At 59.9% G+C, this 13529-nt stretch carries 12 protein-coding genes; 5 read left to right on the forward strand and 7 right to left on the reverse strand.

Annotation, left to right across the window (positions count from 1 at the left end):
• Nucleotides 1-131 precede the first annotated feature (131 nt).
• The 6 genes from uvrD to lptM form a co-directional block, all read right to left on the reverse strand.
• The gene (gene uvrD / locus CSK29544_RS03480; protein WP_004388416.1) at nucleotides 132-2294 is read right to left on the reverse strand and encodes a DNA helicase II; all 2163 of its coding nucleotides are present in this window, start codon (nucleotides 2292-2294) and stop codon (nucleotides 132-134) included.
• Nucleotides 2295-2433: 139 nt separating this feature from the next.
• Nucleotides 2434-3150 carry a 5-amino-6-(5-phospho-D-ribitylamino)uracil phosphatase YigB gene (gene yigB / locus CSK29544_RS03485; RefSeq protein ID WP_004388418.1) on the reverse strand — a complete coding sequence of 239 codons (717 nt, stop codon included), beginning with the start codon at nucleotides 3148-3150 and terminating at the stop codon, nucleotides 2434-2436.
• Nucleotides 3150-4055, reverse strand: a complete 906-nt coding sequence (gene xerC, locus CSK29544_RS03490) for a tyrosine recombinase XerC (RefSeq protein WP_007891378.1) — start codon at nucleotides 4053-4055, stop codon at nucleotides 3150-3152. Before xerC ends, yigB begins: the two co-directional genes overlap by 1 nt.
• Nucleotides 4052-4756 (reverse strand): DUF484 domain-containing protein, encoded by a 705-nt coding sequence (locus tag CSK29544_RS03495; RefSeq protein ID WP_007891376.1) that lies wholly within the window; start codon nucleotides 4754-4756, stop codon nucleotides 4052-4054. The genes xerC and CSK29544_RS03495 overlap by 4 nt, the downstream gene beginning before the upstream one ends.
• The gene (dapF, locus tag CSK29544_RS03500; RefSeq protein WP_007891375.1) at nucleotides 4753-5577 is read right to left on the reverse strand and encodes a diaminopimelate epimerase; all 825 of its coding nucleotides are present in this window, start codon (nucleotides 5575-5577) and stop codon (nucleotides 4753-4755) included. The genes CSK29544_RS03495 and dapF overlap by 4 nt, the downstream gene beginning before the upstream one ends.
• Nucleotides 5578-5609: 32 nt before the next feature.
• Nucleotides 5610-5813, reverse strand: coding sequence for an LPS translocon maturation chaperone LptM (gene lptM / locus CSK29544_RS03505; protein ID WP_004388423.1), 204 nt, complete (start codon nucleotides 5811-5813; stop codon nucleotides 5610-5612).
• Between the two features lie 166 nt (nucleotides 5814-5979).
• On the opposite strand from lptM, the gene cyaY reads away from it, so the two are divergent.
• Nucleotides 5980-6300, forward strand: a complete 321-nt coding sequence (cyaY, locus tag CSK29544_RS03510) for an iron donor protein CyaY (RefSeq protein ID WP_007704482.1) — start codon at nucleotides 5980-5982, stop codon at nucleotides 6298-6300.
• Here cyaY and cyaA read toward each other — a convergent pair whose 3' ends face one another.
• The gene (cyaA, locus tag CSK29544_RS03515; protein WP_004388425.1) at nucleotides 6301-8847 is read right to left on the reverse strand and encodes a class I adenylate cyclase; all 2547 of its coding nucleotides are present in this window, start codon (nucleotides 8845-8847) and stop codon (nucleotides 6301-6303) included.
• A 282-nt stretch (nucleotides 8848-9129) separates the two neighbouring features.
• Between cyaA and hemC the strand changes: the two genes are divergently transcribed.
• Genes hemC through hemY form a run of 4 tightly spaced genes read left to right on the forward strand, consistent with a single transcriptional unit; the run spans nucleotide 9130 to nucleotide 13221 of the window.
• A complete protein-coding gene (hemC, locus tag CSK29544_RS03520; RefSeq protein WP_007872586.1) occupies nucleotides 9130-10071 on the forward strand; it encodes a hydroxymethylbilane synthase in 942 nt (313 codons plus the stop codon).
• Nucleotides 10068-10808, forward strand: a complete 741-nt coding sequence (gene hemD, locus CSK29544_RS03525) for a uroporphyrinogen-III synthase (RefSeq protein ID WP_007872582.1) — start codon at nucleotides 10068-10070, stop codon at nucleotides 10806-10808. The genes hemC and hemD overlap by 4 nt, the downstream gene beginning before the upstream one ends.
• 20 nt (nucleotides 10809-10828) lie before the next feature.
• Nucleotides 10829-12025 (forward strand): uroporphyrinogen-III C-methyltransferase, encoded by a 1197-nt coding sequence (gene hemX, locus CSK29544_RS03530; RefSeq protein WP_014729815.1) that lies wholly within the window; start codon nucleotides 10829-10831, stop codon nucleotides 12023-12025.
• Entirely contained in the window at nucleotides 12025-13221 is a 1197-nt protein-coding gene (hemY, locus tag CSK29544_RS03535) for a protoheme IX biogenesis protein HemY (protein ID WP_007891369.1), read from the forward strand. The genes hemX and hemY overlap by 1 nt, the downstream gene beginning before the upstream one ends.
• Nucleotides 13222-13529: the final 308 nt, after the last annotated feature.

Consider the following 13529-nt stretch of genomic DNA (forward strand, 5'->3'; position numbering starts at 1 on the left):
GCGCTCCGCTTTCTGCCATTCCCGGGCGATTATCGCCGCGCCAGATGACAGAAAATCCAGCGCGCGATGAAGAAATAAAAAAGCCGCCGACGCGACGCGCCAGCGGCCTGAGTGCCCTGCACAGAAAGACGTCAGACGGTTTCGAGGCGCGCGTAAGCGGCCACCAGCCATTTAATGCCCTGACCGTTGAACGCCACCTGCAACCGGCTGTGTTCGCCGCTGCCTTCGAGATTCACGATGGTGCCTTCACCGAATTTCGGGTGGCGCACGCGCTGGCCAAGCTTATAACCGGAGTCGTTCTGCGCTATCGGCGCGCCCAGCTGCTTATGGCTGACCGGACGGCTCACGCTCGCGCGCAGGCGCACCTCTTCCACACAGCCTTCCGGCAACTCAGCGATAAACCGCGACGGACGGTGATACGCCTCTTTGCCGTACAGCCGACGGGTTTCCGCATACGTGAGCGTCAGCTTCTGCATGGCGCGGGTAACGCCCACATAGGCCAGGCGTCGCTCCTCTTCCAGACGCCCGCCTTCATCAAGCGACATCTGGCTTGGGAACATCCCCTCTTCCATCCCGACGATAAACACCTGCGGGAATTCCAGCCCTTTGGCGGAGTGCAGCGTCATCAGTTGCACCGCGTCCTGCCAGGCGTCGGCCTGCCCTTCGCCCGCTTCCAGCGCCGCGTGGGACAAAAACGCCTGCAGCGGCATCAGATCTTCGTCTTCTTCGTTGTAGCTGAACTGGCGCGTCGCCGTGACCAGTTCTTCTAAGTTTTCGATACGCGCCTGGCCCTTTTCGCCTTTTTCCTGCTCATACATCAGCCACAGGCCGGAATCTTTAATTACCCGGTCAGTCTGCACGTGCAGCGGCATATCGATGGTTTCATGCGCCAGCGCTTCGATAAGCTCAAGGAAACGCTGCAAAGCGCTGGCGGCGCGGCCGGCCAGGGCTTTCTCCTGCAACAGCTGGCGGCACGCCTGCCAGAGCGTCAGTTGGCGGTCTCGCGCGGTCTGGCGCACGACATCCAGCGTGCGGTCGCCGATGCCGCGCGTCGGCGTGTTCACCACGCGCTCAAAGGCCGCGTCGTCGTTACGGTTGGCGATAAGACGCAGGTAAGAGAGCGCGTCTTTGATCTCCTGGCGTTCGAAGAATCGCATACCGCCGTAAATGCGATACGGCATGCTCGCCTGTAACAGCGCCTCTTCCAGCACGCGCGACTGGGCGTTACTGCGATAGAGGATGGCGCAATCCTGCAACGCGCCGCCGTTCTCCTGCCATACCTTGATGCGGTTGACCACAAAGCGCGCTTCATCCAGCTCGTTGAACGCGCAGTAGAGAGAGATAGGCTCGCCGTCGCTGCCGTCGGTCCACAGCTCTTTACCAAGACGCCCGGCGTTATTGGCGATCAGGGCGTTCGCGGCGTTAAGAATATTGTTGGTGGAGCGGTAGTTTTGTTCGAGGCGAATAGTCTGCGCGCCCGGAAAGTCATTCAGGAAGCGCTGAATATTCTCCACCTGCGCGCCGCGCCAGCCGTAAATCGACTGGTCATCATCACCCACGATCATCACTTTGCCGGTGTCGCCCGCCAGCAGGCGGATCCAGGCGTACTGAATGCCGTTGGTGTCCTGGAACTCATCCACCAGAATATTGGTGAAGCGCTCGCGGTAGTGATTGAGAATATGCGGTTTATTGAGCCACAGCTCGTGGGCGCGCAGCAGCAGCTCGGCGAAATCCACCAGCCCCGCGCGGTCGCAGGCTTCCTGATACGCCTGATACACCTTCTGCCAGGTCTGCTCTACCGGGTTGCCGTAGCTCTGAATATGGTGCGGGCGCAGGCCGTCATCTTTTTTGCCGTTGATGTACCACATCGCCTGGCGCGGCGGCCACTGCTTCTCGTCGAGGTTCATCGCCTTGATGAGACGCTTGAGCAGGCGCAGCTGATCTTCGCTGTCGAGGATCTGGAAATCCTGCGGCAGGTTGGCGTCCATATGGTGCGCGCGCAGCAGGCGGTGGGCGAGACCGTGGAACGTGCCGACCCACATGCCGCCCTGGCTGGTGCCCATCAGCTGGCCGATGCGGTGGCGCATCTCCGCCGCCGCTTTGTTGGTAAAGGTCACCGCCATGATGGAGTACGGCGAACAGTTTTCTACCATCATCAGCCAGGCGATACGATGCACCAGCACGCGCGTCTTTCCGCTGCCCGCGCCCGCCAGCACCAGCATATTGCTGCGCGGCGCGGCTACGGCTTCGCGCTGTTTATCGTTAAGGCTGTCGAGCAGGTAAGAAACGTCCATTGATTGGCACCGCCGCGTTAAAAACAGAAAAAACACAAAACGCCCGCAGGCGTCTCGCTAACCAGGCTGACGGGATATCAGGCAGCGATACACATGCCGCCTGCCGAAAAACCTGGAATTATATACAGAGTGGTGATGATTATATCAGCGAGGTCAGGGATGCCAACCGCGAAATCTCCAGATGCGGTAACAGGCGGCTGTCATCTATCTGCATCAGGTCGCCGTCAAGCAGGTTTATCCAGCACGCCTGCACGCCGGAGCGGATAGCGCCCGCCACGTCGGTAGTCAGGTCATCGCCCACGTGCAGAATAGCCTCGGGCGCGACGCCAAGCTTCTGCGCGGCGAGATGATACATATCGCTGTACGGCTTGGCGCGGCCGTGCGGCCCGGCGCGCAGCACAAACTGAAACAGACCGCCTAAGCCGAACTGTTCCGGCTCGGCGTTACCGTTGGTGATGGCCACCAGCGGCCACTTTTTCGCGAGCTGCTGCAACGCCTCAAGATTTTCCTCAGGCACCTCGATGCGGCTGCGCCAGCGGGCGAAGTTCAGCATCGCCTCGTTCGCGCCTTCAGACGCCTCATGGGCAGAAAGCCCGGCCTCCAGCATCACGTGTTCAATGGCGCGCCGCCGCCATTCGGTCACATCGTGATAAATCTCCGGCTCCTGCTGGCGCAGCGCCGTTCGGGCGCGGTGCAAATCCGCGGCGGTGAACGCGCTGAGCCGCGGGTGATAGCGCTGCATAAACGCCAGCGTCTCTTGCTCGGTGCGGGCGATAACCGGGCGGTTATCGTAGAGCGTATCGTCAAGATCGAACGTCAGGGCGGCAATCGCGCCCAGCGGACGGTAGAAGTACATTACGGTTTTCCTCGTCTGGCGCGTGGGTGCGCCGCGTCGTAGACCGAAGCCAGATGCTGGAAATCGAGATGCGTATAGATCTGGGTGGTCGAGAGATTGGCATGGCCCAGCAGCTCCTGAACCGCGCGCAGATCGCCGCTGGATTCCAGCATATGTGTCGCGAAAGAGTGGCGCAGCTTATGCGGATGAACATGGCTGTTCAGCCCCTGTTTGATGCCCCACTCCGCAAAACGTTTTTGCACGTTACGCGCCGAGATGCGCTTACCTTGCTTAGATAAAAACAGCGCGTCGTCGTCGGGGCCAAACAGCTCGCGCAGGTTCAGCCAGTGTTCAATCCAGGCGACCGCGCTGCGGCCTATCGGCAGGCGGCGCTCTTTGCTGCCTTTTCCCATCACCCAGACTTCACCGCTGGCGAGATCGAGATGATTACAGTCGATATTGACCAGCTCGGACAGTCGCAGCCCGGCGCCGTACATGATTTCAAGCATGGCGCGATCGCGTACGGCCAGCGGATCGTTAAGATCGATATCCAGCAGCCGGTTGACGTCATCCACGTCGATGTTTTTCGGCAGATGGCGCGGCGTTTTCGGCGTGCTGACGCCTTTCGCCGGGTTCGCTTTGAGCTCGCCCTGGCTTACCTGCCAGTCGAAAAAGCTTCGCAGCGCGGAAAGACGCAGCGCCAGGCTCGACGGCCCCAGCCCGGCGCGACGGCTGCGTACCGCAAGCGATCGAACCATCGCGGCGTCGCACTGCGCCCAGCTTTTAAGCCCCGCCTCGCCCGCCAGAGCGACAATCGCCGCCAGCTGTCGCTCATAATTGAGCAGCGTCACCGGGCTTAACTGGCGCTCCACTTTCAGATAACGCAGAAAGCGCGTAATGGGCGGGTGCAGCGGTGAGTCGGTCATAGGCGTTCTATCCAGCGTGCAAGAAGCTCCGGCAGCATCAGCGACAGCTCATGCAGCAGTTGCGTGCCCTGACCTTGCTGATAGTGCTGCGGGTCGCGGCTGCTGAAAATCAGCACGCCAAGCTCGCCATGTTCGCCAAGCAGCGACATCGCCACCGATCCGACGGCTTTCGCGTCCGGCAATACCACCAGCAGTTCCGGGCCGTTCAGCGGCCCCAGGTAGTGCATCTGCTGGCCAAGGCGCTGAATGCGTACCGGTTCGAACGCCTGACGCGAGAGCGCCAGATGCGTAAAGCCGGAGGGCGCGCCAAGCCGCCAGCGCTCCGGGAACAGGCGAATGCTCGCGCCCGCAAGCCCCATATCGCGCGCCCAGCGGTTAAGGCGCTCCAGCATCTCCTGAAGACTGCCAGCGCAGGCGAGCCGCCCCTGCAATTTCAACAGGCGATAAAACAATCCTTCGTTGGCGCTCGCCTGTTCCATCAGCAACGTCATGTTTTCTTCCAGTTCGTTGATGTGGTTACGCGCGCGCGTCATGTGCCACTCCACCAGCGAAACCGTTCCGCGCACCGGGTGCGGCACGCGGATCTGCTCCACCATCGCGGCGTTGCGGATAAAAAAATCGGGATGGCGCAGCAGATAGTCGAGCACCGCGTCGTCATCAAGCGTTGCCAGCGTCTCCTGCTGTTCTCCAGCCTTACTCATAAGTGAATAAATCCATCATAAACGTGGGTGGCGGGGCCAGTCATAAAGAGCGGATTGCCAGGCCCTTTCCAGGCGATGTCGAGACGACCACCAGGCAAGTCGACGCGCACCTGCGCGGCCAGCAGCCCCTGCTGAATGCCGACCGCGACCGCGCCGCACGCGCCGCTGCCACAGGCCTGCGTTTCGCCCGCGCCGCGCTCAAACACGCGCAGCCGGATGTGTTCCGTATTCATCACCTGCATAAAACCGATGTTGGCGCGCTCCGGAAAGCGTTCATGGCTTTCCATTAGCGGCCCGAGCGTCTCCACCGGCGCGGTGGCGACGTCATCCACCTGAATCACGCAGTGCGGGTTGCCCATCGACACCACGCCGCACAGCACCGTTTGCTCGGCAGCGCGCATGATGTAGGTCTTCTCAGCTTTGTTGGCGCGAAACGGCACCAGCGACGGCTCGAAAACCGGCTCGCCCATGTTCACACGCACCAGCTCGTCTTCATTGACCGTTAACACCATGCGGCCATTCGCGGTGCTGACGCGGATTTCCCGCTTGTTGGTCAGCCCTTTGAGGCGCACGAAACGGGCGAAACAGCGCGCGCCGTTGCCGCACTGCGCCACTTCGCTGCCGTCGGCGTTAAAAATGCGGTAGTGAAAATCGAGATCGGGATCGTAGGGCGGTTCGACCACCAGCAGTTGATCGAACCCCACGCCCTGATGCCTGTCCGCCAGGCGGCGGATCATGTCAGGCGAAAAGAAGACGTTTTGCGTCACCGCGTCCACGACCATAAAGTCGTTACCCAGGCCATGCATTTTAGAGAACTGCATTGTTGTACTCCGTTTGCGCGGTTACGAGTCGGTTACTGCCTGCTGACCTGCGTCGGGCCATCGGTATCGCCACGGTTGTTGGTATCCGGGATGGTCGTCTCGGTTTGCTGTTCCGGCGCTTTCTGCGGCTGGGCTTTGCTGTCTGCTGGCGGGAAGTAAAGCGGGCCTTTCAGACCGCAACCAGTGAGGCTAAACAGGGTCAGCATCACTGCCAGAGAGCGAAAAATCGTTTTCATTTATCGGTGCCTGTTGTTCATTCATCTGTTTTCTATCATCGCAGGTGAAGATGCAAAAGCAAGAGTTTGCGTAACGCCGGATGACACAAAAGCCGTTCCGCCCGCCGGTTTCTATTCCCGGCTATTGCTTTTATACTGCCGCCATCGCGTACAACAGGAAACCAACATGAACGACAGTGAATTTCACCGCCTGGCCGACGGCCTGTGGATGACCATTGAAGAGCGTCTCGACGCGTGGGATGGCGACAGCGATATCGACTGCGAAATCAACGGTGGCGTGCTGACGCTCTCGTTTGAAAACGGCAGCAAAATCATTATCAACCGTCAGGAGCCGCTGCATCAGGTGTGGCTGGCGACCAAACAGGGCGGTTATCACTTCGATTATAAAAACGACGAATGGATTTGCGATCGCAGCGGTGAACGCTTCTGGGATCTGCTGGAAACGGCCGCCACGCAGCAGGCGGGCGAGGCGGTCAGCTTTCGTTAATCAGGACTGATATTGCTGTAACAGCGGCGTGGCGCTGTCGTCATCGTTGAGCGGCGTCACGGCTTTGATGGTCTGTGTGCGGAAGGGAATCACCTGCTGGCGGCCATCGACCTTCACAATCTGGTAGAACTGCGGCAGGTTGAAGTTGACGAAGCTTGAACCGTAGGTAAAGCGGTCATGCGATGACGAGTAGAACCGGCTGACGTCACGCACCAGCTCCTCTTTGCTGCCTTCGCAGTGGTGATACACCTCGGCGCGGTTGCTTTCATCGAGAATATAGATGTTAAAGCCGTCGTCGTTGGTCTCTTCAAAGAAGAACTGAATAATCCCTTCGCTCGCAAAGCCATCGACCACCGACGGCAGTTCAACGTGATCGGTTTCCACCTGAACAGACAGACCGTGCAGTTTGTTATGCGAAATCGCGCCGTAAAACTCAATGGCGTTTTCCAGCTTCTGTACCGAGACATTAAGCCGCTCGAAGAACAGGCCCCAGGTCTGGCCCGCCACGCGCAGCGCTTTGAAGCGGCCCGGCTCCAGACGGGTGCTGGAGAGACGAAACTCAATACACTCGGACACCAGCTGCTGCACGCGTGTGCGGATAAGCCCGCGCAGGTGCTGGCTATAGCAGAACACTTCGACGCTGTCCGGCGGCGCGGCGTCCTGATGCATTTTGCCAAGAATCGTTTTCAGCGCCTCGATCATCGCCTGTTCGCCGTTGAAATGCAGCGTACGCACTTCGTTCCACGAGTTGCGATACAGCAGGTCGATACTGCCGACCAGGCACTGCTGCTGCTCGCCGAAGCTGAACACATCAAGCTTACGGAAATCGAAATGCACCACCTGATTGCGGAACGCCGTCGTCGGGTCATATTCCAGGTTGACGATGATCGCCAGATGGCGGATTTCGCACGGGCTGTAGAGCGCTTTTGGCGTCGGTGCCGGTAACCGCAGCGGGAAATGGTGCGACACATCCGCCACCAGTTCCTGGAGTTTCGGCAGGTCACAAATGCCGTTGCCCTTAATAAACAGGCGGGTGCGCGACGTCAGCAGGCCGTTAAACCACGCCCAGGCCACCAGCTTATTAAGATAACGGTTATATTCCAGCGGCTGATGGCTGATGATGGAATCCATGCTCGGCGCGCGGTTGTAGAGATACCACCCGGTGCGGTTGGCGCGGCCCGGCGGCACATGGATGAAAGTGAGCGTCGGCTCAGAGAGATCCGGCGAAATCTGCGGGTTCACCAGCGTCACTTTCCCCGGCAGCGCTTCAAACGCGGCATAGAGTTTGCGCGTCAGCACGCCGATATCCTGCGGGCTTGCGGAGACGCTCAGGTTATTGCGGCGCGCGAAGCGGATCAGGTTACGGTAGCTCTGCATCATCGCGTCGAGCAGCTCGTTATGCGCCTCGCGCACCTGGTCGATTTTCCAGTTGGCGCGATTATCAAGCATCGTCAGGCGCGCTTCATCCCAGCCCCACTCTTTCACCAGCTGGCTTACCACCTCGCGACGCCAGCCGACACAAGCGCGCTCGCGGGAAAGTTTTTCGCACACTTTCAGGTAGAAGCAGCGGCGCACAAGATCGAGGCGCGCGCTGTCGTCGATAGCCGTCAGATAGTGCGTGACGCGCTCCAGCATCATGCAGTAAGGATCGAGCCCGAACGAGACAATTTCGCCATCGTGTAGCCGCTGTTTGATATCTTTCGCGAGCAGGCGAGTGTTCGGATATTCCCAGGAATAGGCTTCCAGCAGCAGCGTTTTCAGCACGGCTTTATACGGAGAATCGATGCTTTTATAGAGCTGCCAGAGGCTCGCGCCGAAATATTCTTCGGCGGAAAGGGAGCTTAAGCCGCCCAGATCAAGCCATTCGTTTGGCGTCAGCACGCCCTGCGCGTAGAGCGTCATCACGTAGTCGTCGTAATGCTCTTCTTCGTCGCACGGCACCATGTTCCAGAGAATACGTTTGCCGGCCATACGCACGGCGGTGCGGTAGAACTCGTCCAGCAGCAAAATATGCTGCGTCGAGCCGCAGTCTTCGCCGCCGAGGCTACCGCTTTCGTTATGGCGGAAGCGGTTTTCATCAATCAGGAAGAAACTGACCTCAACGCCCAGCGACGCCGCCCAGCTTTCCAGCAGGCTGCATTTACGCTGCAGCAACTGGCGCTCGTCGTTATCAAGCCAGGCCTGATGGCAGACCCAGATGTCGAGATCGGACGAACAGCTCTGCCCCACAGAGGAGGTGCTGCCCATCGAATAGATGCCGGTAATCGGCAGTTCGCCCTGTACCGTTTGCTGCGCAGGCATGCCGCGCTGGGTTTCCAGCTCGTTCAGGTAGTGGCGTTGGGTTTCATCAGGCGTGTAGAGGCAAATGCCGTAGGGAACGTTACCTTCAAGGTAACCCGGCATCAGCGGATGGTGATAATGCAGTAATGTTGGCAGCAGACTGTAGACCTGTTGGAAAGCAGGCCCCATGGCAGCAAGCGCGCGATCCACACGCAATTGATTGATGGCATCCAGTCTCTGCTTCAGTGTCTCAATATAGAGGTACAAGACGTATCGCCTGATGGTTACAGAATGTAAACAGTGTTCACCGTTGTGTCGCCCTTGTGATTATGGTGTGACGGGCAAACAAATGGCTCAAAACGTGATCAATCTAACACCTTGTAGATTGACCGTAAAGAAAGATGCGCTACAGATAATTATAGCACCGTTCCCCTGCCCTTAGCGCCTTTCTGTGTGGCGTCTGCACGCCGCGCCTCGCCGCCGTTTGACCTGACAGCCTTCCGCTAACAGTGGTAGGATGATCGGCAGACGACATTTACGGTATGAAGCATGTTAGACAATGTATTAAGAATTGCCACCCGCCAAAGTCCGCTGGCGCTCTGGCAGGCACAATATGTGAAGCAGCGGCTGGAGGCCTGTCATCCGGGGCTGACCGTCGAGCTGGTGCCGATGGTGACGCGCGGCGATGTGATCCTCGATACGCCGCTGGCGAAAGTGGGCGGCAAGGGGCTGTTCGTAAAAGAACTGGAGCTCGCCATGCTGGATGGCCGCGCCGATATCGCCGTGCACTCTATGAAAGATGTGCCGGTCGAATTCCCGGAAGGGCTTGGGCTGGTCACCATCTGTGAACGCGAAGATCCGCGCGACGCCTTTGTGTCCAGGCAGTATAAAAGCCTTGATGAAATGCCTGCGGGCAGCATCGTCGGGACATCGAGCCTGCGCCGTCAGTGCCAGATCGCCGCGCGCCGCCCGGATCTTATCATCCGTTCGCTGCGCGGGAATGTCGGAACGCGCCTGAGCAAACTCGATAACGGCGACTACGACGCCATTATTCTGGCGGTCGCGGGCCTCAAACGTTTGCAACTCGACGCACGCATCACAAGCCCGCTCGCACCGGAAATTTCGCTGCCCGCCGTAGGCCAGGGCGCGGTCGGCATTGAGTGTCGCCTTGACGATACCCGTACCCGCGAACTGCTCGCCCCGCTCAACCACGAAGAGACCGCCGTGCGCGTGCGTGCGGAACGCGCCATGAACACGCGTCTGGAAGGCGGCTGTCAGGTGCCTATCGGCAGCTATGCGGAGCTGAAAGACGGCGAGCTGTGGCTGCGCGCGCTGGTCGGCGCGCCGGATGGCTCGCGTATCGTGCGTGGTGAACGCCGCGGCGCGCCAGAGGACGCACGCCAGCTTGGCATCTCACTGGCGGAAGAGCTGTTAAACCACGGCGCGCGGGAGATCCTCGCCGACGTTTATCAGGGGGATGGCCCCGCATGACGATTCTGGTCACCCGCCCCTCTCCCGCCGGGGAGGAATTAGTGAGCCGCCTGCGCGCACTGGGGCAGGAGGCCTGGAGTTTTCCGCTGATCGAGTTCTGCCCTGGCCGGGAGTTGCCGCAACTGCCCGCGCTGCTCGACGCGCTCGCGCCGCACGATCTCCTCTTTGCGCTATCGCAACACGCGGTGAGTTTTGCGAACGCGCACTTACAGCGTCTGGGGCTGCGCTGGCCTCGCGCCGTCGAGGCGTTCGCCATCGGGCGCACCACCGCGCTGGCGCTGCATCAGGTCAGCGGTTTGCACGTCCATTACCCGCGCGATCGGGAAATCAGCGAAGTCTTGCTACAATTACCTGAATTACAAAACGTTGCCGGTAAGCGCGCGCTCATCCTGCGCGGCAACGGCGGACGCGAACTGTTAGGGGAAACCTTAACGGAGCGCGGCGCAACCGTGACGTTTTGCGAATGCTATCAACGTAGCGCGAAAATTTACGACGGCACCGAGGAAGCGCACCGCTGGCATACGCGCGGCATTACCACGCTGGTGGTGACGAGCGGCGAAATGCTGCGCCAGCTGCATGACCTGATGCCGCCGTGGTATCGCGAAAACTGGTTGCTGCGCTGTCGGCTGGTGGTCGTCAGCGAGCGTCTGGCGACGATTGCCAGGGAGCTTGGCTGGCAGAACATTCTGGTCGCTGATAACGCCGATAACGACGCGCTGCTGCGCGCGTTGCAATAACTTTTAAACGGGAAGCCACAATGACGGAACAACAACACACCCCTGCTACGGTTGAAGAAACCCCGCAGGTTGTGGAGACTACGCCACAGCCGGAACCGACCGCGAAAAAAGACCGCTCCGGCAAAACCGCGCTGGTGCTGAGCGCTGTGGCCATCGCCATTGCGCTGGCGACAGGCGCGGGCCTGTGGACCTGGAGTAAAAAGCAGGCCGATACGCAAAACGCCAACAGCGATACGCTCGCCACCCAGTTAACCTCGTTGCAAAATCAGCAGCAGGCGCAGAAAGCTGAATTTGAGAAAACCCTCAAGGCGCAGGCTGACGCGCTGGCGGCCGCCACCCGCCAGCAGGAAGCGATGGCGCGTGAACTGGATGAAGTCCAGAAGAAAGTCGCGACCATCTCCGGCAGCGACGCCAAAACCTGGCAGCTCGCCCAGGCGGATTTCCTGGTCAAACTCGCCGGGCGTAAGCTCTGGAGCGATCAGGACGCCACCACCGCCGCCGCGCTGTTAAAAAGTGCCGATGCGAGCCTCGCCGACATGAACGACCCAAGCCTTATTACGGCCCGCCGCGCACTGACGGATGACATCGCCGCGCTGGCGAGCGTCACGCAGGTCGATTACGACGGCATCATTCTTAAGCTCAATCAGCTCTCCAACCAGGTCGATAACCTGCGCCTTGCGGACAACGACAGCGACGACGCCCCGATGGACAGCGACGGCAGCGAGCTTTCCAGCTCGCTGAGTGAATGGCGTCAGAATCTGGTGAAAAGCTGGCACAACTTTATGGACAGCTTTATTACCATCCGCCGCCGCGACGAGACCGCCGTGCCGCTGCTGGCCCCGAATCAGGATATCTACCTGCGCGAGAATATCCGCTCGCGCTTGCTGGTCGCCGCCCAGGCCGTGCCGCGCCATCAGGATGAGATCTACAAGCAGTCGCTTGATAACGTCTCGACGTGGGTACGCGCGTATTACGACACCAGTGACGCGGGCACCAAAGCGTTTCTGGAATCTATCGACAACCTGGCCCAGCAGAACATCAGCATGGATCTCCCGGAAACCCTGCAAAGCCAGGCGATTCTGGAAAAACTCATGCAGACGCGCGTGCGTAACCTGATGGCGCAGCCGTCAGTACCGGGCGATGCTGCCGTCCCGCAGGTTGACGACCCGCGCACCCAGGCTCCGGCAGATGCGGCACCGACGCAGGGAGAACAGTAATGCTGAAAGTCTTATTGCTGTTTCTGCTGTTGATCGCCGGGATCGTGGTCGGTCCGATGGTGGCCGGTCACCAGGGTTATGTGCTGATCCAGACCGATACCTGGAATATTGAAACCAGCGTCACCGGCCTTGCGATCATCCTGATCCTCTCGCTGGTGGTGCTGTTTGCGATCGAGTGGCTGCTGCGCCGCCTGTTCCGCACCGGCGCACGTACCCGCGGCTGGTTCGCGGGCCGCAAACGCAGCCGCGCGCGCAAGCAAACCAAACTGGCGCTGCTGAAGCTTGCCGAGGGCGACTATCAGCAGGTTGAAAAGCTGATGTCGAAAAACGCCGATCACGCGGAACAGCCGGTGGTTAACTATTTGCTGGCCGCGGAAGCCGCCCAGCAGCGCGGTGACGAAGCCCGCGCCAATCAGCATCTTGAGCGCGCGGCGGAGCTGGCGGATAACGATCAGATCCCGGTTGAGATCACCCGCGTACGTCTGCAACTGGCGCGCAATGAAAACCACGCGGCGCGTCACGGCGTTGACCGTCTGCTGGAAATCACCCCGCGCCACCCGGAAGTGCTGCGTCTGGCGGAACAGGCGTATATCCGCACCGGCGCGTGGAGCTCGCTGCTGGATATTATTCCTTCGATGCAGAAGGCGGGCGTGGGCGACGACGAGCACCGCGATGCGCTGACGCGTCAGGCCTGGATCGGGCTGATGGATCAGGCGCGTGCCGATCAGGGCAGCGACGGTCTGAAAGCCTGGTGGCGTAACCAGAGCCGCAAAACGCGCCATCAACCGGCGTTGCAGGTGGCGATGGCGGAGCATCTGATTGAGTGTGACGATCATCAGACCGCGCAGGGAATTATTCTCGATGGCCTGAAGCGCCAGTATGACGATCGTCTGGTGTTACTGATGCCGCGCCTGAAAGCCGGTAACCCGGAGCAGCTTGAAAAAGCGCTGCGCCAGCAGATCAAAACCTACGGCGATCGCCCGCTGCTCTGGAGCACTTTAGGCCAGCTGCTGATGTCCCACGGCGAATGGAAAGAGGCGAGCCTCGCGTTTCGTGCCGCCCTCAAACAGCGCCCGGACGCCTTCGATTACGCCTGGCTTGCAGACGTACTCGACCGACTGCATCAGCCCGAAGAGGCCGCCACGATGCGCCGCGACGGCCTGCTGCTGACGCTGCAGCAAAACGGCCCGCAATAATTCCCACCCCTCTTCGGAGGGGTTTTTTATTCCTGCGGTTTGAGAGCCTCGTCAAGGTAAGTGACCGTGGTGAGCGCGCGCCGCTAACGCAGCCACGGCGCGAAAGATGCCCCACAGCGCAGGCAAAAAAATACCTGCCCGAAGGCAGGTATCAAAACAGGTCTGTTTGACAACAAATGTGGTGCTTCACTCAACGTTATGTCCATGGTGTTTGATGAGGCCGAAGCGACATCTGTCTGTGGACGATAAGCACCGTAAACGGCTCTGCGTCATTCCTGGGTTTATGAAGCCGGAGCAAACATAAGAAG

The sequence above is a fragment of the Cronobacter sakazakii genome (assembly GCF_000982825.1).
In the GTDB taxonomy this organism is placed as follows: Bacteria; Pseudomonadota; Gammaproteobacteria; order Enterobacterales; family Enterobacteriaceae; genus Cronobacter; species Cronobacter sakazakii.